This is a genomic window from Mesorhizobium sp. B263B2A, from assembly GCF_020165775.1.
In the GTDB taxonomy this organism is placed as follows: domain Bacteria; phylum Pseudomonadota; class Alphaproteobacteria; order Rhizobiales; family Rhizobiaceae; genus Mesorhizobium; species Mesorhizobium opportunistum.
In genome coordinates, this window is record NZ_JAIUIU010000001.1 from 562,217 (window position 1) to 579,058 (window position 16,842).

The 16,842-nt window shown below is 63.1% G+C and carries 11 protein-coding genes; 2 read left to right on the top strand and 9 right to left on the bottom strand.

What is annotated here, in order from left to right:
* Positions 1–15: 15 nt before the first annotated feature.
* The 3 genes from LB568_RS02760 to LB568_RS02770 form a co-directional block, all read right to left on the bottom strand.
* The gene (locus tag LB568_RS02760; protein WP_224728978.1) at positions 16–1,137 is read right to left on the bottom strand and encodes an ABC transporter permease; all 1,122 of its coding nucleotides are present in this window, start codon (positions 1,135–1,137) and stop codon (positions 16–18) included.
* Entirely contained in the window at positions 1,130–2,053 is a 924-nt protein-coding gene (locus LB568_RS02765) for an ABC transporter permease subunit (protein WP_013896497.1), read from the bottom strand. Before LB568_RS02765 ends, LB568_RS02760 begins: the two co-directional genes overlap by 8 nt.
* 164 nt (positions 2,054–2,217) lie before the next feature.
* Complete coding sequence (locus LB568_RS02770; protein WP_013896498.1) at positions 2,218–3,810, bottom strand: peptide ABC transporter substrate-binding protein; 1,593 nt, start codon at positions 3,808–3,810, stop codon at positions 2,218–2,220.
* A 284-nt stretch (positions 3,811–4,094) separates the two neighbouring features.
* On the opposite strand from LB568_RS02770, the gene LB568_RS02775 reads away from it, so the two are divergent.
* Together LB568_RS02775 and LB568_RS02780 are read left to right on the top strand one after the other, a co-directional pair.
* Positions 4,095–4,541, top strand: a complete 447-nt coding sequence (locus LB568_RS02775; RefSeq protein ID WP_140574316.1) for a TadE/TadG family type IV pilus assembly protein — start codon at positions 4,095–4,097, stop codon at positions 4,539–4,541.
* A 2-nt stretch (positions 4,542–4,543) separates the two neighbouring features.
* Complete coding sequence (locus tag LB568_RS02780) at positions 4,544–6,313, top strand: TadG family pilus assembly protein (RefSeq protein ID WP_224728979.1); 1,770 nt, start codon at positions 4,544–4,546, stop codon at positions 6,311–6,313.
* A gap of 42 nt (positions 6,314–6,355) precedes the next feature.
* Here LB568_RS02780 and LB568_RS02785 read toward each other — a convergent pair whose 3' ends face one another.
* From LB568_RS02785 to glgB, 6 genes are all read right to left on the bottom strand, one after another.
* Positions 6,356–7,990 carry an alpha-glucosidase family protein gene (locus LB568_RS02785; protein ID WP_224728980.1) on the bottom strand — a complete coding sequence of 545 codons (1,635 nt, stop codon included), beginning with the start codon at positions 7,988–7,990 and terminating at the stop codon, positions 6,356–6,358.
* On the bottom strand, positions 7,990–10,014 hold the full coding sequence (gene glgX / locus LB568_RS02790; RefSeq protein ID WP_224728981.1) for a glycogen debranching protein GlgX: 2,025 nt from the start codon (positions 10,012–10,014) through the stop codon (positions 7,990–7,992). Before glgX ends, LB568_RS02785 begins: the two co-directional genes overlap by 1 nt.
* A 52-nt stretch (positions 10,015–10,066) precedes the next feature.
* The gene (locus tag LB568_RS02795) at positions 10,067–11,695 is read right to left on the bottom strand and encodes an alpha-D-glucose phosphate-specific phosphoglucomutase (protein ID WP_224728982.1); all 1,629 of its coding nucleotides are present in this window, start codon (positions 11,693–11,695) and stop codon (positions 10,067–10,069) included.
* A 3-nt stretch (positions 11,696–11,698) separates the two neighbouring features.
* Positions 11,699–13,144 (bottom strand): glycogen synthase GlgA, encoded by a 1,446-nt coding sequence (glgA, locus tag LB568_RS02800; protein ID WP_224728983.1) that lies wholly within the window; start codon positions 13,142–13,144, stop codon positions 11,699–11,701.
* A gap of 104 nt (positions 13,145–13,248) precedes the next feature.
* The gene (gene glgC, locus LB568_RS02805; protein ID WP_013896505.1) at positions 13,249–14,514 is read right to left on the bottom strand and encodes a glucose-1-phosphate adenylyltransferase; all 1,266 of its coding nucleotides are present in this window, start codon (positions 14,512–14,514) and stop codon (positions 13,249–13,251) included.
* A 51-nt stretch (positions 14,515–14,565) separates the two neighbouring features.
* A complete protein-coding gene (gene glgB, locus LB568_RS02810) occupies positions 14,566–16,779 on the bottom strand; it encodes a 1,4-alpha-glucan branching protein GlgB (RefSeq protein WP_224728984.1) in 2,214 nt (737 codons plus the stop codon).
* Positions 16,780–16,842 lie beyond the last annotated feature (63 nt).

A 16,842-nucleotide genomic window follows, 5' to 3' on the forward strand; every position in this document is an offset into this window, starting at 1 on the left:
GTCAACGGTCCCCATCTATCGATCTCTTGGATCAAGCGCGTCGCGCAGGCCGTCGCCGACGAAATTCAGGGCAAACAGCGTCGAGACGAGGAAGAAGGCGGGAAACAAGAGCAGCCAGTTGGCCGTGCCGATGTTCTTGGCGCCGACCGAGATCAGCACGCCCCAGCTGGTCATCGGCTCCTGGATGCCAAGCCCCAGGAACGACAGGAAGCTCTCCAGGATAATGACCTGCGGCACCAGCAGCGTCATATAGATCACAACGGGGCCAAGCAGGTTGGGGATGACATGGCGCAGCAGGATGCCGCGCTGGCCGACGCCCATGGCTTCGGCCGCCTGGACATATTCCTGGCGACGGATCGACAGCGCCTGGCCACGCACGATGCGCGCCATGTCGAGCCACAGCACCGCGCCGACCGCCAGGAACATCAGCACGAAGTTGCGGCCGAAGAACACCACCAGCATGATGACGAAGAAGATGAACGGCAAGGAATAGAGCACGTCGACGATGCGCATCATCACTTCGTCCACCTTGCCGCCGGCGAAGCCGGCCGTGGCCCCGTAGATCACCCCGATCACCACCGCCACGACACCGGCAAGCAGGCCGATGGCTAGCGATATCCGCCCGGCCATCAGTGTGCGCGAGAGAAGATCGCGCCCGGTGTTGTCGGTGCCGAACAGGAAATACTGCTGCTTGACCGACGTGCTCATCGTCACTTCGAGGCCGTCGGGCGACTTGCTCTCGATCTTGGTGTTGTCGAAGGTGTCGGACCGGTCGAGGTAGCGGATGTTGCGATCGTCGATCGGCTTCGTCGAGGTGACGGTGACCGTGACGCGCTCGCCCTCCTGCTTCCATTCCTTGATGTCGACCCGCATGCGCTTGATCGCGTCATCGAGGGCCGTCTCGATCATATCGGCCTTGGGATAGGCCGTGAAGCTCGGCGGCGTGCGCACATAGTCGGCATAGATGGTCGTGTACTGGTGCGGCACGAACCAAGGGCCGAACACGCTAATGATCGCGACAAAGGCCAGGTAATAAAGGCTGAACATGGCGGCGCGATTGGCCTTGAGACGCGCCCAGGCGTCGCCCCAGAGCGAGCGGCCGACGATGACGGGGGCCGAGGCTGCGATATCAGTCATAGCGCACCCTCGGGTCGACGACCGCGTACATGACGTCGACGATCAGGTTGAAGACGATGGTGAAGATGGCGATCACCACCACCGTTCCCATCACCAGCGTGTAGTCGCGGTTGAGGGCGGCATCGACGAAATAGCGGCCGACGCCTGGAATGGAAAAGATCGTCTCGACGATGACCGAACCGGTCAACAGCGCCGCCGCCGCCGGGCCGGTGAACGAGACGATCGGCAAGATGGCGCCGCGCAGCGCGTGCTTGACCACCACCGACCAGTCGGAGAGGCCGAGGGCACGTGCGGTGCGGATATGGTGGGAGCGCAGCGATTCGATCATCGAGCCGCGCATCAGGCGGGCAACGATGGCGATCTGCGGCAAGGCGAGGGTGAGCACCGGGCCGATCTTGTTGATGAAGGCGCCATCGCCCCACCCGCCGATCGGCAACAGCTTCCAGGTCAGCCCGAACAGAAGCTGGATCACTGGCGCGATAACGAAGGTCGGGATGGTGCTGCCGGCGGTCGCCAGCGCAATCACCGCGTAATCGCCAAGCTTGTTCTGGTTGAGCGCGGCGACGGTGCCGAGCACACTGCCGAGCAGCAGCGCCAGGATCAGCGCCGAGGCGCCGAGCTGGATGGAAATGGGCAGGCCCTTGGCAAACAGTTCGGTGACGGTGAAATCCGGCATGTTGTAGCTCGGGCCGAAATTGCCGCGCAGGAGATTGCCGAGATAGTGGACATATTGCAGCCAGAGCGGGTCGTTGAGGCCGAATTGGGCTTCAAGGTTGGCCTTGATCTCGGGGCTCAGCCCGCGCTCTTGGTTGAATGGGCCGCCCGGCGCGACGCGCATCAGGAAAAACGCCATCGTCACGATGACGAACAGCGTCGGAATGGCGGTCAAAAGCCGCCGGAATACGTATCGCAGCATCGGTGCCCCGCTTGATCCGGAGCTCGCGCGTCCAGTCGGACGATTGCGCTCCAGCCTTCAATCTTCGCACCGGATTCCCCGAAAATCGATTCCGCTTTCCGGACCGATGCGATGGCAAACCAGCCCCGCCGCGCACTCGAGTGCGCGGCGGTGCTCGCCAGGGATCAGTCCTTGCTGACGAAGCGCGAGGGATGCACATCCATCACGTTGTCGACGAAGCCATGCAGCTTCGAGGAAACGATGTCGTGGTAGCTGTAGTAGAGAAGCGGAATCTGGCCGACATCGTCGACCAGGATGCGCTCGGCCTCGGAGAGCTCCTTCATGCGCTCTTCGGGCTTGCCGCCAGCAGCCGCGGCCTTGTCCATGGCCGCCTCGTAGGCTGGGCTGTCGTAGTTCGAGTAGTTGTTGCCGCTCGCCTTGCGCGAGATGCCGAGGAAGGTTTCGGGATCCTTGTAGTCGGCGATCCAGGCGGCACGGGCCACGTCATAGTCGCCCTTCTGCTCGAGGAAGGAATAGTGGGTCTTGGTGTCGGTGTTGAGCAAGGTGACGTCGACGCCGAGCGGCTTCAGCTGTTCCTGGATGGCGACCGCGGTGTTCTTGTGGTTCTCCGAGGTGTTGTAGCGGATTTCCATCTTCAGCGGATGTTCCGGCGTGTAGCCGAGCTTCTCGAGGATTTTCTTGGCTGCGTCCTCGCGGTCGATCTGCGGCATGTCGGCATATTTGGCCACTGCCGGCGTATAGCCCTCGATGCCCGGAGGCACCATCGAATAGCCAGGCAGCATCGAATTCTGCCAGACTTTTTCGGCCAGGAAGTCGCGGTCGATCGCCATCGAGATGGCGTTGCGCAGCTCGGGATTGTTCCAAGGCGCCTTGTCGGTCTTGATCGCGTAATAGTAGGTGCCGAGATATGGCCCGACATGGATCTGGTCGCCGAACTTGGTCTTGAGATCGGCGAGCTGTTCGGTCGGCAGGTCGTCATAGCTGTCGAGTTCGCCGGCCTCGAAGCGCTTCATCGCCGATGAGCGGTCTTCGGTCGGGATGTAGTTGACCACGTCGAACTTGACGGTCGCGGCGTCCCAGAATTTCGGATTCTTGACCAGTTTCATGTGGTCGTTGGGAACCCATTCGGCCAGCGTATAGGCGCCGTTCGAGACCAGATTGCCGGGCTTGATCCAATCGGCGCCGAGCTTTTCGATGGAGGCCTTGCTGACCGGATAGGTCGCCTGGTGGGTCAGCATCTCCAGGAAGTAAGGCGTCGGCGCCTTCAGCGTCACCTCCAGGGTGTTGGCGTCGATCGCCTTGACGCCCATGTCCTCAGGCTTGCCCTTCTTGGTGTTGACGTCCTCCGCACCCTTTACCGGATAAAGCATCGAGGCGTATTCGGCGCCCGTCGCCGGGTCTTCCAGCCGATGGAACGCGTAGACGAAGTCGTCCGCCGTCACCGGGCTGCCGTCCGACCACATGCCGTCCTTGCGCAGCTTGAAGGTGTAGACGGTGCCGTCGTCCGATACCGTCCAGCTCTCGGCGGCGCCTGGAATGAGGTTCGCCTTCTCGTCCTGCATGACGAGGCCCTGGAACAGGTCGCGCAGGACATTGGCTTCGTAAACCGTCGAGGTCTTGTGCGGGTCGACGGATTCTGATTCTGCAGCGGTGCCTCGGTTGTAGACAATTTCGGCGAAGGCCGGCGTGTAGAAAGCGCCGGCGGTCACTGCCATGGTCGTGGCGAAAACCGTCGCCTTCAGCATGTTTTTCAGCATGAAGTTTCTCCCTGTCGGCGCTGCCGTCGGCGCGCCTCTAAGTGTTGACGCCCCGGAGCCGATGGCTGGCCCCTTCGAGCGCGCCGCCGGTTCCCCCCGGCAGCTGGTGGCAGGAGACTAGACAGGAGGTAAGCTCTTTTCAACCGAGTACTGATTGACCCTAAGTCAATCCCTAGGATCGAAGAAGCAACGGCTAATTTAGAGCGCCTTTTTCAATCGCATGCACTCCCTGATTGCACCGAGGGTTTTCGCTTTCTGCATGCGAACTTTGGCATGCTGGCACCATGGCTCAGAACCTCATTTCCAAAGTCCGAAGGCGTGCGTTCCGAGCGGACACTTCGGGAACTTCAGCGGTCGAGTTCGCTCTGTTGTCACCGCTGTTCATCCTCCTCTTGCTCGGAATGGTTGCATACGGCATCTATTTCGGAGCTGCCAGCTCTATTCAGCAGATTGCGGCCGACGCCGCCCGGACGGCCATCGCCGGATTGAACCAGACCGAGCGCCAGACACTCGTGGCCGCATTCCTCACCAACAATGCCGGCGGCTACCCCTTCGTGGACGCCAGCAAACTGTCCTACCAGGCCAATGACAGCGTGGCCGACGGCAGCCAGTTCGTGGTGTCCGTCTCGTACGATGCGCGCAACCTGCCGATCTGGAATCTCTTCCCGGGCATAGCGATGCCCGGGACCACGATCAAACGCCAGTCGACGATCAGGGTCGGGGGGATCTGAAAATGCTGATGCGAGCGGGCAAGGGCATCGGCCGGCTTGCACGGTCGATGGTGGGAGACATCAAGGCGAACTTCGCCGTGATGACGGCACTGATCGCTCCGGTCGCGTTGGCGCTGGCGGCGGTGGCGATCGACGAGGCCTCGATCTACACCGAGCGCCGGGAAGCCCAGGCGATGGTCGACCTTGCGGCGATCACCGCGGCCTCGAACATCAACAATGTCAACACCGCAGTCGTCACCACGCTCACCGACAACGGCATGCCCGGCGTCGTCGTTCAAGCTTCCGGCCAGACCATTGCCCCGGCCATCGGCAAGACGGTAGTGACGGTCACGCAAGGCCGATATGCCTCATCGACCGCCACTGTCACCCAGCGCTTCCAGGCGGGGGTGACCCCCTACAATGCAGTGCGTGTGACGCTAGCGAAAATCCCCGCCCGCTATTTCGCGAGCTCGCTCATCCCCACACCGGTGATCGGCACCCAAGCCACGGCCAGCATGACGCCGCAGGCCACATTCTCGGTCGGGTCGAGGCTGCTCGGCGTCAATGGCGGCATCCTCAACGCGCTTCTGAGCGGACTTCTCGGCGGCAACATCTCGCTCAGCGTCATGGACTATAACGGGCTGATCTCGGCCGATGTCAGCGTGCTTTCCTTCATCAGTGCCCTCGCCACACAATTGAACGTGACCGGCGGTACCTATTCGAACGTCCTGGCCTCGAAGGCGACGGTGGGCCAGATCGCCACCGCAATGGCCAACGTCCCCGGTCTCGGCAACACGGCAAAGATCGCCCTGCAGAGCATTGCATCCAAGTCGACGAGCACGGTCAAGATCCCGCTCAGCAGTCTTGTCGACCTTGGTTCCGTCGGCAGCCTGGGGCTCGGGCAACAGCCGTCCGGCCTTGGCGTGGACGCAAGCGCGATTGGGATGCTGACCGCCGCCGCAGTGCTCGCGAACGGCACCAACCAGGCCGACATCGATCTCGGCGCCACCATCCCGGGATTGCTCTCCACCAAGCTCAGCATCGCCATTGGCGAGCCGGCGCAATCCTCGCCATGGCTCGCGGTCGGCGGCATCGGTACTGTCGTTCGAACGGCGCAGACGCGCATCAAACTGACGGCGTCCGTCGGTGTCGGCACACCAGGTCTCGGCGGCGGCGTCAGCCTGCTGGCCGTCAACCTGCCGCTCAATGTCGAAGTCGCCTATGCCGAAGCCAAGCTGACCGACATCACTTGTCCGACAGGACCGTCCAGCATCAATGTTTCCATTGCCGCACACCCCGGTATTGCCCAGCTTAACCTGGCCAACAGCAACAATCCCTCCGGCTTCGCCGATTTCAGCCAGCCACAGACCTTCACCGACGCCGAGATCGCGAATGTGAGCTTCAAGCTCCTGCTGATCAACATCCCGCTGATCAAGGTGATGGGTTCGGCCGCAACCGCGATCACCAACAACAGCCCGCAAACCTTGACGTTCAACGCGACCGACATCGCCAACAAGACGATCAAAACCGTTTCGACGCGAAATATCTCGCAGTCGCTGACCACGTCGCTGGTCAACAACCTGTCGCTTTCGGTCAATGCGCTTGGTCTCGGCATCGATCTGACCGCGCTGCTTGGAACGGTGAAGCCGGCGGTGGTGACCCTGCTTAACACTGTTACGGCGCCGGTCGACGACCTGCTTTACAATGTGCTTTCGGCGCTGGGTGTCGGAGTCGGCCAGGCCGACGTGCGTGTCACCGGCGCGATCTGCGGACGCGCGGTGCTCGTTCAGTAAGGCATTTGCGGCCAAGCGGATCGCCTGGCCCAAGACCGCCAATCAGTCGAGCCGACCGAGGAAGCGACCGAGAGACGGCAGCGAGAGCGCTTCTGCCTCGACTGCGGCAGTGCCATCCAAGACAGCGGCGACCGCACCAATGTCCGGCGGCAGCGGCCAATCCGTCGCCTCCCCGGCGAAATTGAAGACGCAGAGCAGTCTTTCCCCGCCTGCTTCGCGGATGAAGGCGAGCACGTCGCCCTCGGCGTCGAGAAAGCGGATCGAACCGTGGACCAGCGCCGGATGCCGTTTGCGCAAGGCGAGCGCCGAGCGATAGGCTGACAGCACCGATTGCTCCTCGCCGTTCTGCACATCGACCGCACGGGCACGATGGCTCGCCGGCACCGGCAGCCACGGCCTGCCGGTGGAAAAGCCGGCATTGTCGGCGCCAGCCTCCCAGACCATCGGCGTGCGGCAGCCATCCCTGCCCTTCACACCCGGCCAGAAACGGATGCCGACGGGATCGCGCAAATCCTCATAGGCAAGCTCGGCCTCCTCCAGGCCGAGTTCCTCGCCCTGGTAGAGGCAGATCGAGCCGCGCAGGCAGGAGAGCAGTATGATCGAGAATCTGGCCACCGCATCGGCGTCGCCGTCCGGCGGCGTCCAGCGGCTGACGTGGCGCACCACGTCATGGTTGGAGAACGCCCAGCAGACCCAGCCATCGGCCACCGCATTTTCAAAGGCAGCGACGCAGCCGCGCACATGCGCCGCTGAAAACTGCGAACCGAGCAAGTCGAACGTGTAGCACATCTGCAGCATGTCGCCGCCGGAGGTGTAGGCGGCGAGCGTCTGCAAGGAACGGCCTTCATCGCCGATCTCACCGACCGCGGCGCGGCCCTCATATTCGTCCAGCAGCGCCCGGAAACGCCTGAGGAAGGCAAGGTTTTCCGGTTGCGTCTTGTCGAACAGATGCTCCTGGTAAAGATAGGTGTTGGTCTCGCCATTGGTGCCGGCGACGCTCGACGCCAAAGGCGGATTGCTGCGCAGCCAGCGGTCGTGGACATAGTAATTGACCGTGTCGAGCCGGAAACCATCGACCCCACGCTCCAGCCAAAACCGCACGGTGTCCAGAAGCGCGTCCTGGACCTCCGGGTTATGGAAATTCAGGTCAGGCTGCGAGGCGAGGAAATTGTGCATGTAATATTGCCGGCGGGTCGAGTCCCATTCCCAGGCCGGGCCACCGAAGACGGACAGCCAGTTGTTGGGTGCGTTGCCATCGGGTTTCGTATCGGCCCAGACGTACCAGTCGGCCTTGGGATTGTCGCGGCTTGAACGGCTTTCGATGAACCATTCATGCTTGTCGGAAGAATGCGACAGCACCTGGTCGATGATGATCCTCAGACCCAGCCGATGCGCCTCGGCGACCAGCGCGTCAAAATCCTCCATTGTGCCGAACATCGGATCGACGGCACGATAATCCGAGACGTCGTAGCCCATATCGGCCATCGGCGACTTGAAGAAGGGTGACAGCCAGACGGCGTCGACGCCAAGCGAGGCGATGTGCGCCAGCCTTGCCGTGATGCCCCCGAGATCGCCGCTGCCGTCGCCTGTCGTGTCCTGGAAGGAGCGCGGATAGACTTGATAGATAATGCAGCCGCGCCACCATTCGGCGCCCTGCCCGGAATTGTTGTCGGCCATCACGAACCCTTCCCGCTGCGGGCCGCTCCGGCCCGGCGCGGTTGCCACTTTTCGATCCGATGCTCTGTCATGAAACTGACGCTGCGACCAGGCAACGGCCGCGCAAGATCGACCGGCTGCGTTTCGATCGCTGGCTGCCATCGGAACCCTTCCCGTACTGGCAGAGTGAAGACGCATTGGCGGCGATCGCCGTTGACCATGACGGCAAGGCGGCCGCCCCCGGCATCGCCCAGCAGCATGACGAGGCGATGCCGGGCGGGATCATTCCAGTCCGCCTCGGCAAGTGGCGCGCCGGTTTCGGCCAGCCAGGCGACGTCGGGGATGCCTGAAGATTCGGCCACCTCACCCGTCAGCAAATGCGTCTCCGACAAGGCAGAAACGGCGCGGCGAAGTACTGCAAGCGCCGAGGTGTATCGCTCCAGCGCCTGGTCGCGGCCTGCCCAGTCGAGCCAGGTGATCGCGTTGTCCTGCGCGTAGGCGTTGTTGTTGCCCTTCTGTGTGCGGCCGAATTCGTCGCCAGCGGTCAGCATTATCGTTCCGCGCGAGGCGAAAAGCGTCGCAAGCAGCGCGCACTGGTCGTCGAAGCGCGCCCTGGCGATCGACGTGTCGTCCGTCTCGCCCTCGGCGCTATTGTTCCACGACAAATTGTCGTTGTGGCCGTCGCGGTTCTGCTCGCCATTGGCCGCGTTATGCTTGCGCTCATAGGCAACGATATCGGCCAGCGTCATGCCGTCATGCGCGGCGATGAAATTGACGCTGCGGCTGGTCGGCTGGCCGTCCTTGCCGAAAATATCGGACGAGCCGGCAAGCCGCGTCGCCAGCCCACCGATCATGCCGGCATCGCCGCGCCAGAAGCGTCTGGCGTCGTCGCGATAGCGATCGTTCCATTCAAGGAAAGGCGGCCGGAAATTGCCGAGCTGATAGCCGTCGGGACCGATGTCCCAGGGTTCGGCGACCAGCACGCGATCGGCAAGGACGGGATCGCCGGCGATCGCCTCGAGCAACGGCGCGGCAGGATCGAATGCGCCGTCGACGCGGCCCAGCACCGGCGCCAGATCGAAGCGGAAACCATCGACGCCGGCATGGCCGACGAAATGGCGAAGCGTGTCGAGCACCATTTCCCGCACCACCGGGTGATCGCAGGCGACCGTGTTGCCGGTGCCGGTGTCATTGACCAGCCTGCCATCCGGCTGGTGCCGGTAGTAGGCTTGATTGTCGAGGCCGCGCAGCGACAGGGTCGGCCCCAGCCGATCGCTTTCACCCGTATGATTGAAGACGAGGTCGAGGATGGTGCCTATACCCGCATCACGCAGCACCGCAACCGCGTCGCGCAATTCCGCCAGGCCGCCGGGCGCGAGGCGCGGGTCGAGCGTCATGAAGGTGACGGGATTATAGCCCCAGGCATTGCTCAACCCCAGCGGCGGCAGATGCCGCTCGTCGATCGACGCCGTCACTGGCATCAGTTCGATAGCGGAGACGCCGAGCTTTTTGAGATGCTCGATGATGACAGGATGAGCAAGTGCCGCGATCGTACCGCGCTGCTCTTCCGGAATGTCCGGATGCAGCTTGGTGAACGAGCGAACGTTCAGTTCATAGATCAGGCCACCGGGCGAAAAGACAGGCGCCCGGGCCGGCATCGGCTTGGGCGGCGCGAGTGCCACGGTTTTCGGCATCAATGATGCCGTGTCGGCACCTTCGTTGCGCCGCGCGGCAAGCCGCCAGTGATAGGCATAGGGGCGGTCGATTTCGACGGCATAGGGATCGGTCAACAGCTTGTCGGGGTCGAACCACCTCCCTTGCTCGGGCGCATAATCGCCGTCGGCGCGAAAGCCGTAGCGCGTGCCGGCGGCGAGGCCTGGCACGAAGAGTGCGTGGACACCCTCGCATTCCCGCTGGAGTTCAAGCCGGTCGGTCTCGTGGTAGCCGGCACGATCAAAGATCGACACCCAGAGGCGACGGGCCGACGACGACCAGACGGCGAAGCGGATGCCATCGCTGGCGACGGTGGCGCCGAGCTGGGTCATGCAGGCTCCCCCTTCTCCCACAGGGGAGGAAGGAAAACGGGCAGCGCCACCCTCAAGTAATCACGCTCGGCTTGTTGCGGCCGGTGTGGCTCTTGATGCCGGCTATGTCGTCAGCCGCGGCGATCAGGTCGGCGAGCGCTTCCTGCGTGTCGAGATCGTGCCTCGCCTTGTCCGGCTCGTAGCGCTCGATATAGACGCGCAAGGTCGCGCCCGAGGTCCCGGTGCCGGAGAGCCGGAAGACGACGCGCGAGCCGCCTTCGAACAGCACCCTGATGCCCTGATGCTCGCTGGTAGAGCCGTCTACCGGATCGTGATAGGCGAAGTCGTCGGCATTGGCGATCTTCAGACCGCGCACGCTGGTGCCGGGCAGCGAGCCGAGCTTGGCGCGGAGTTCGTCGACCAGCGCATTGGCGCGATCGCTCTCGACCTCCTCATAGTCGTGGCGCGAATAGTAGTTGCGCCCATAGGCCGCCCAGTGTTCGGTGACCACCTGCTTGCAGCTTTCGCCGCGCGCGGCGAGGATGTTGAGCCACAACAGCACCGCCCACAGGCCGTCCTTTTCGCGGACGTGGTTGGAGCCGGTGCCTGCGCTCTCCTCGCCGCAGATCGTCGCCATGCCGGCATCCAGCAGATTGCCGAAGAACTTCCAGCCGGTCGGCGTCTCGTAGATGCCGATGCCGAGTTTTTCGGCGACGCGGTCGGCGGCACCGCTGGTCGGCATCGAGCGGGCGATGCCCTTGAGCCCGTCCTTGTATCCGGGCGCCAGGCGGGCATTGGCGGCGAGCATCGCCACCGAATCCGACGGGGTGACGAAAATGCCCTTGCCGATGATCAAATTGCGGTCGCCGTCGCCGTCGGAAGCGGCACCGAAATCCGGTGCGTCGGCGCCCATCATCTCGTCATAGAGGTGCTTGGCATGGACCAGGTTCGGGTCCGGATGATGGCCGCCGAAATCGGGCAGCGGCTTGAAGTTGCGGCAGGTGCCGTTCGGAGCGCCGAGCCGGTTTTCAAGGATTTCCTTGGCGTAGGGGCCGGTCACCGCATGCATGGCGTCGAAGCGCATGCGGAAACCCGACTTGAACAGTTTGCGCAACGCGTCGAAGTCGAACAGGCTTTCCATCAGTTCGGCATAGTCGGCGACCGGATCGATGATCTCGACCGTCATGCCGGCGGCCTTGACCGTGCCTATCGTGTCGATGTCGATCGGGTCGATATCGGCGGTCTTGAAGCTCGAAATCGCCTTGGTCTTGGCGAAGATCGCATCGGTCAGTTTTTCAGGCGCCGGGCCGCCATTGCCGGCATTGTACTTGATGCCGAAATCCTCGTGCGGACCGCCGGGATTGTGGCTGGCCGACAGGATGATGCCGCCGAAAGTCTTGTATTTGCGGATGACATGCGAGGCGGCGGGCGTCGACAGGATACCGCCCTGCCCGACCATCACCTTGCCGAAGCCGTTGGCGGCTGCCATGGCGATGGCCTTCTGGATGACCTCGCGGTTGTAGAAGCGGCCGTCGCCGCCAATCACCAGGGTCTTGTCCTTGAACCCGTCGAGCGCATCGAAGATCGACTGGATGAAATTCTCGGCATAGTGCTCCTGCTGGAAGACGGGCACCTTCTTGCGCAGGCCCGACGTGCCGGGCTTCTGGTCTAGATAGGGTTTGGTGGGGACGGTACGGATCATGCTTCAGGCAACCCTTTTCGAAAGCAGCGAGCGATAGAGTTCAATGTATTTTTCCGCGCTCTTGTCCCACGACACATCGGCCTTCATGCCCTGGCGCTGCAGCGATTTCCAGATCGCCGGATCGGCATGTGCATCGACGAGACGGCGCATGGCGTGCAGCAAGGCGCCGCCATTGTTGGGAGCGAACTGGAAGCCGGTGGCGACGCCGGCCGACACGGCGGCCTCGTTGGCATCGATGACCGTGTCCGCCAGGCCGCCGGTGCGGGCGACCACCGGCACGCAGCCATAGCGCAGGCCGTAAAGCTGCGTCAGCCCGCAGGGTTCGAAGCGCGAGGGAATGATGATGGCGTCGCAACCGCCCTGCATGATGTGGGACAGCGCCTCGTCATAGCCGACGACGACTCCGATACGGCCACGGTGGCGTGCGGCGGCGGCGAGCAGCGCACCTTCGAGACCGGCATCGCCCGAGCCCAGTATGGCCAGGCGCGCCCCGGTCGTAACGATGCCGTCGACCGCCGTTGCCAAGATATCCATGCCCTTTTGCCAGGTCAGGCGGCTGACGACGCAGACGATCGGGCTGCCGTCGGGCTCCAGACTGAAGCGCGCCTCGACCGCCGCCCGGTTGGGCGCGCGCGCATCGAGTGTTCCGGCGGTGTAGTTCGACACCAGATGCTTGTCGGTTTCCGGATCCCAGATGCCGATGTCGATGCCGTTGACGATGCCATAGAGATCGCTGGAGCGCATGTTGATCAGGCCATCGAGGCCCATGCCGAATTCCGGCGAGCGGATTTCCTGCGCATAGGTCGGGCTGACCGTGGTGATCGCCCAGGCGGCCTGCAGGCCGGCCTTGAGGAAGCCGACGCCGCCATAATATTCGACGCCATCGAGCGCCATAGCCGCCGCCGGCAAGCCAAGCTCGCCGAAGATGCCGGCGCCGAACTGGCCCTGGAAGGCGAGGTTGTGGACGGTCATCATCGACGGCACGCCGACCGCCTTGCCGTAGCGCATATAGGCCAGCGTCATCGCCGACTGCCAGTCATGGGCGTGGACGATATCGGGTTGGTAGCCGGAGATGGCGCCACCAGCGATGTCGCCGCCAACCTGGCTCAATGCCGCGAAGCGCCGCCAATTGTCCGGCCAGTCGCCACCGCTGGCATCGCCATAGGGGCCGCCGGGGCGATCGAACAAATGCGGCGCGTCGAGCACGAACAGGTCGAGGCCGGCAAGCTGGACGGAATGGACGGAGGCCTTACCGCCTTGCAGCAAGGGGTATTGCAGGACAGCCTTTTTTTTCTTGAAGGCGGCCATCACGCTCGGAAAGCCCGGCATGAGCGTGCGCATGCTCACGCCCTTGGCCGCCAGCGCGATGGGAAGCGCCCCGGTCACGTCGGCAAGTCCGCCGGTCTTGATCAGCGGGAAGATCTCTGGCGTGACCGACAGAACCTGCATGCGTTTATGGTCCGATCCTGTCTAATTCTTTGTTTCTAAGCAATTCCCTTGGGAAAGCGCGCTTTTCCCGGGAAAACCGTCTCACACTTTTCCCGGAATTGCTCCTAAAGCTTCAGCTTGTCGATCATGTCCTGCGTGACCAGGCAGATGCCTTTTTCCGAGACCCGAAAACGCTTGGCGTCGAGAGCTGGGTCTTCGCCCACCACCAGCCCTTCCGGTATCCTAACACCATGGTCGATGACCACGCGCTTCAACTTTGCGTTCCGGCCGACATGAACGTCGGGCAGCATGACGACTTCCTCCAGCGTCGAATAGGAATTGATGCGCGCGCCGGTGAAGATCAGGCTTCTTTTCAGCGAGGCGCCGGAGACGATGCAGTCGCCCGAGACCAGCGAGGACACGGCCGAGCCGCGGCGGCCGTCCTCGTCATGCACGAACTTTGCCGGCGGCTTCAACTCGGCATAGGTCCAGATCGGCCAGTCGCGGTCGTAGAGGTCGAGTTCGGGCGTCACGTCGGTCAGATCGATATTGGCTTCCCAATAGGCATCCACCGTGCCGACATCGCGCCAGTAGGCCTCGTTCTCGGCGGTCGAGCGCACGCAGGACTTGGCGAAGCGGTGGGCGATCGCCTTACCGTGCTGGACGATATAGGGGATGATGTCCTTGCCGAAGTCGCGGCTCGAGCCGGGCTCGGCGGCGTCGCGGCGCAGTTGTTCCATCAGGAACTTGGTCTTGAACACGTAGATGCCCATCGAGGCCAGGGCAAACTCGGGCTTGTCGGGAATGCCGGGCGGGTCGGCGGGCTTTTCGACGAAGGCGATGATGTTGTCCTTGGCATCGACATGCATGACGCCGAACCCGGTCGCTTCCATGCGCGGCACTTCAAGGCAGCCGACGGTGACATCGGCGCCGGCGTCGACATGCTGGCGCAGCATCAGCTCATAGTCCATCTTGTAGATGTGGTCGCCGGCGAGGATGACCATGTATTCGGGGCCGTAGGCCTCGATGATGTCGATGTTCTGGTAGACGGCGTCGGCAGTGCCTTCATACCACTGCGTTTCCGACACGCGCTGGCTGGCCGGCAGGATGTCGAAGCTTTCGTTTCGTTCGGGCCGCAGGAAGTTCCAGCCGCGCTGCAAATGGCGGATCAGCGAATGCGCCTTGTATTGGGTGGCGACGCCAAGGCGGCGGATGCCGGAATTGAGCGCATTGGAGAGCGCGAAATCGATGATGCGCGTCTTGCCGCCGAAATAGACGGCCGGCTTGGCGCGCCGGTCGGTCAGTTCCTTGAGGCGGCTGCCGCGGCCGCCTGCCAATACGTAGGCCATGGCATCGCGCGCCAGCGGCTGGGTCCGTTTCAAGTCTGCCATTTCTACCCTCCCAAGTTACTCAGTCTCGCCCTGTTGCCAGTCTTGACGGGCTCAGTCGACTACGAGTTCAAGCATGATCGTCGACAGCGGCGGCAAGAGCATCGTTGCCGAGATGCTTTGGCCCTCCGCCCTTGCCTCGACCAGGCCGCCATTGCCCATGCCGGAGCCGCCATATTCGGACGCGTCGGTGTTGATGATCTCGCGCCACTTGCCGGCCTTCGGCAACGGCACGCGATAATTGTCGCGCGGCACCGGCGTGAAATTGGAGATGACGGCCACCGGGCTGCCGCCCGGCGCGTTGCGTACCCAGGCAAAAACCGAATTCTGGCTGTCATCGACGATCAGCCAGGAGAAGCCTTCCGGCTCGCAGTCACGGCCGTGCAGTGCCGGGCGCGAACGGTAGAGATAGTTGAGATCGCGCACCGTTTGCCAGACGCCGCGATGCGGCCGGAAATCGAGCAGGTTCCAATCCAGAGCGCGCGCCTCGCTCCATTCGCGGCGCTGCGCGAATTCCTGTCCCATGAACAACAGCTTCTTGCCGGGATAACCCCACATGAAGCCGTAATAGGCACGCAATGTCGCGAATTTCTGCCAGTCGTCGCCGGCCATCTTGCCGAGCAGCGTGCCTTTGCCGTGCACAACCTCGTCATGCGAGAGCGGCAGCACGAAATTCTCCGAGAAGGCATAGGTCAAGCCGAAGGTCAGGTCGTTGTGATGATGCTTGCGGAAGATCGGCTCCTTGGCGAAATACTCCAGCGTGTCATGCATGAAGCCCATGTTCCACTTGAAGCCGAAGCCAAGCCCGCCTTCATGCACGGGCGCCGAGACCTTCGGCCATGAGGTCGATTCCTCGGCGATGGTCATGACGCCTGGATGGTGGCCGTAGACCTCCTTGTTCATTTTCTGCAGGAAGGAGACCGCTTCCAGGTTCTCGCGGCCGCCCTTCTCGTTGGGGATCCACTCACCCTGCTTGCGTGAATAGTCGAGGTAGAGCATCGAGGCGACCGCATCGACGCGCAGCCCGTCGACATGGTATTTTTCGGCCCAGAACAGCGCGTTGTTGACCAGGAACGACACCACCTCGCGGCGGCCGAAATTGTAGATCGCGGTGTTCCAGTCGGGGTGAAACCCCTTGCGCGGATCGGCATGCTCATAGAGTGCGGTGCCGTCGAAATGGACCAGACCGTGCTCGTCGACCGGGAAATGCGCCGGCACCCAGTCGAGGATGACGCCGATGCCGGCACGGTGGGCGCCGTCGACAAAGCGGGCAAAGCCGTCCGGGTCGCCAAAGCGGGCCGATGGCGCGTAGAGGCCTGTCGTCTGGTAACCCCAGGACGGATCATAGGGATGTTCGGAGATCGGCAGGAACTCGATGTGGGTGAAGCCGGTCTCGACGGCATAGGGGATCAGCCGATCGGCCAGTTCGTCCCATGACAGGAACGTGCCGTCGTCGCGAAGCTGCCAGGAGCCGGCGTGGACCTCGTAGATGGAGATGGCCTCGCGCCGGGGATCGGCGTTGCGCCAGAACGTGCGATGCGCCTCGTCGCCCCAATGATGGGCGGGCGGCACGGCGACGACCGAAGCGGTGGCCGGACGCAGTTCGGACTTGAAGGCGAAAGGATCGGCCTTCAGCGGCAGCCTGACGCCGTCGGGGCCGATGATCTCGTATTTGTAGGGCCGGCCAGCGCCGATATCGGGAATGAACACCTCCCATATCCCGGTATCGCGGCGATCGCGCATCGAGTGGCGGCGGCCGTCCCAATCGTTGAAATCGCCGACCACCGAGACGCGCCGAGCATTTGGAGCCCAGACGGCGAAATGCACGCCGGTGGCGCCCTCATGCTCGATGACATGGGCGCCGAGCTTGTCGAACAGCCGGAGATGCGAACCCTCAGCGATATAGTAATCATCCATCGGGCCGAGCACCGGTCCGAACGAATAGGGGTCGGTCAGCCACCAGTCGCCGCCGGCATTGCGCGCGCGGTAGCGCAGCGGCTGGCGCTTCTTGATCGACAGCTTGCCTTCGAAGAAACCGGCATCGTCCCGCCTGGTCAGCTCGCCGGCCTCGATGCCGGTCAGCGTGTAGGCGGTGACGAATTCAGCATTCGGAACGAAGCAACGGGCAAACAGGCCTTTGCCGACCTCATGGACACCGAGGACAGCGAACGGATCTCCGTGCGTGCCGGCAACAATCGCCGCAACATCGCTGGCTGGCGCCAGTCCGTCCGGCCCGCTTGTCGCAGCGGTCGCGCGCGGCTTCCTCATCAGGCAGTGTCCCTCCCAGGGCACCAGGTGTTTTGTTTCTGGTGATGCGAACCGACTTTCAAC

Bases quoted from the DNA above. Each gene is read 5' to 3' on its own strand.
- glgA (WP_224728983.1), bottom strand. From the start codon at position 13,144: ATGCAGGTTCTGTCGGTCACGCCAGAGATCTTCCCGCTGATCAAGACC.
- LB568_RS02770 (WP_013896498.1), bottom strand. From the start codon at position 3,810: ATGCTGAAAAACATGCTGAAGGCGACGGTTTTCGCCACGACCATGGCA.
- LB568_RS02780 (WP_224728979.1), top strand. From the start codon at position 4,544: ATGCTGATGCGAGCGGGCAAGGGCATCGGCCGGCTTGCACGGTCGATG.
- LB568_RS02785 (WP_224728980.1), bottom strand. From the start codon at position 7,990: ATGGCCGACAACAATTCCGGGCAGGGCGCCGAATGGTGGCGCGGCTGC.
- glgX (WP_224728981.1), bottom strand. From the start codon at position 10,014: ATGACCCAGCTCGGCGCCACCGTCGCCAGCGATGGCATCCGCTTCGCC.
- LB568_RS02795 (WP_224728982.1), bottom strand. From the start codon at position 11,695: ATGATCCGTACCGTCCCCACCAAACCCTATCTAGACCAGAAGCCCGGC.
- LB568_RS02760 (WP_224728978.1), bottom strand. From the start codon at position 1,137: ATGACTGATATCGCAGCCTCGGCCCCCGTCATCGTCGGCCGCTCGCTC.
- glgB (WP_224728984.1), bottom strand. From the start codon at position 16,779: ATGAGGAAGCCGCGCGCGACCGCTGCGACAAGCGGGCCGGACGGACTG.
- LB568_RS02775 (WP_140574316.1), top strand. From the start codon at position 4,095: ATGGCTCAGAACCTCATTTCCAAAGTCCGAAGGCGTGCGTTCCGAGCG.
- glgC (WP_013896505.1), bottom strand. From the start codon at position 14,514: ATGGCAGACTTGAAACGGACCCAGCCGCTGGCGCGCGATGCCATGGCC.
- LB568_RS02765 (WP_013896497.1), bottom strand. From the start codon at position 2,053: ATGCTGCGATACGTATTCCGGCGGCTTTTGACCGCCATTCCGACGCTG.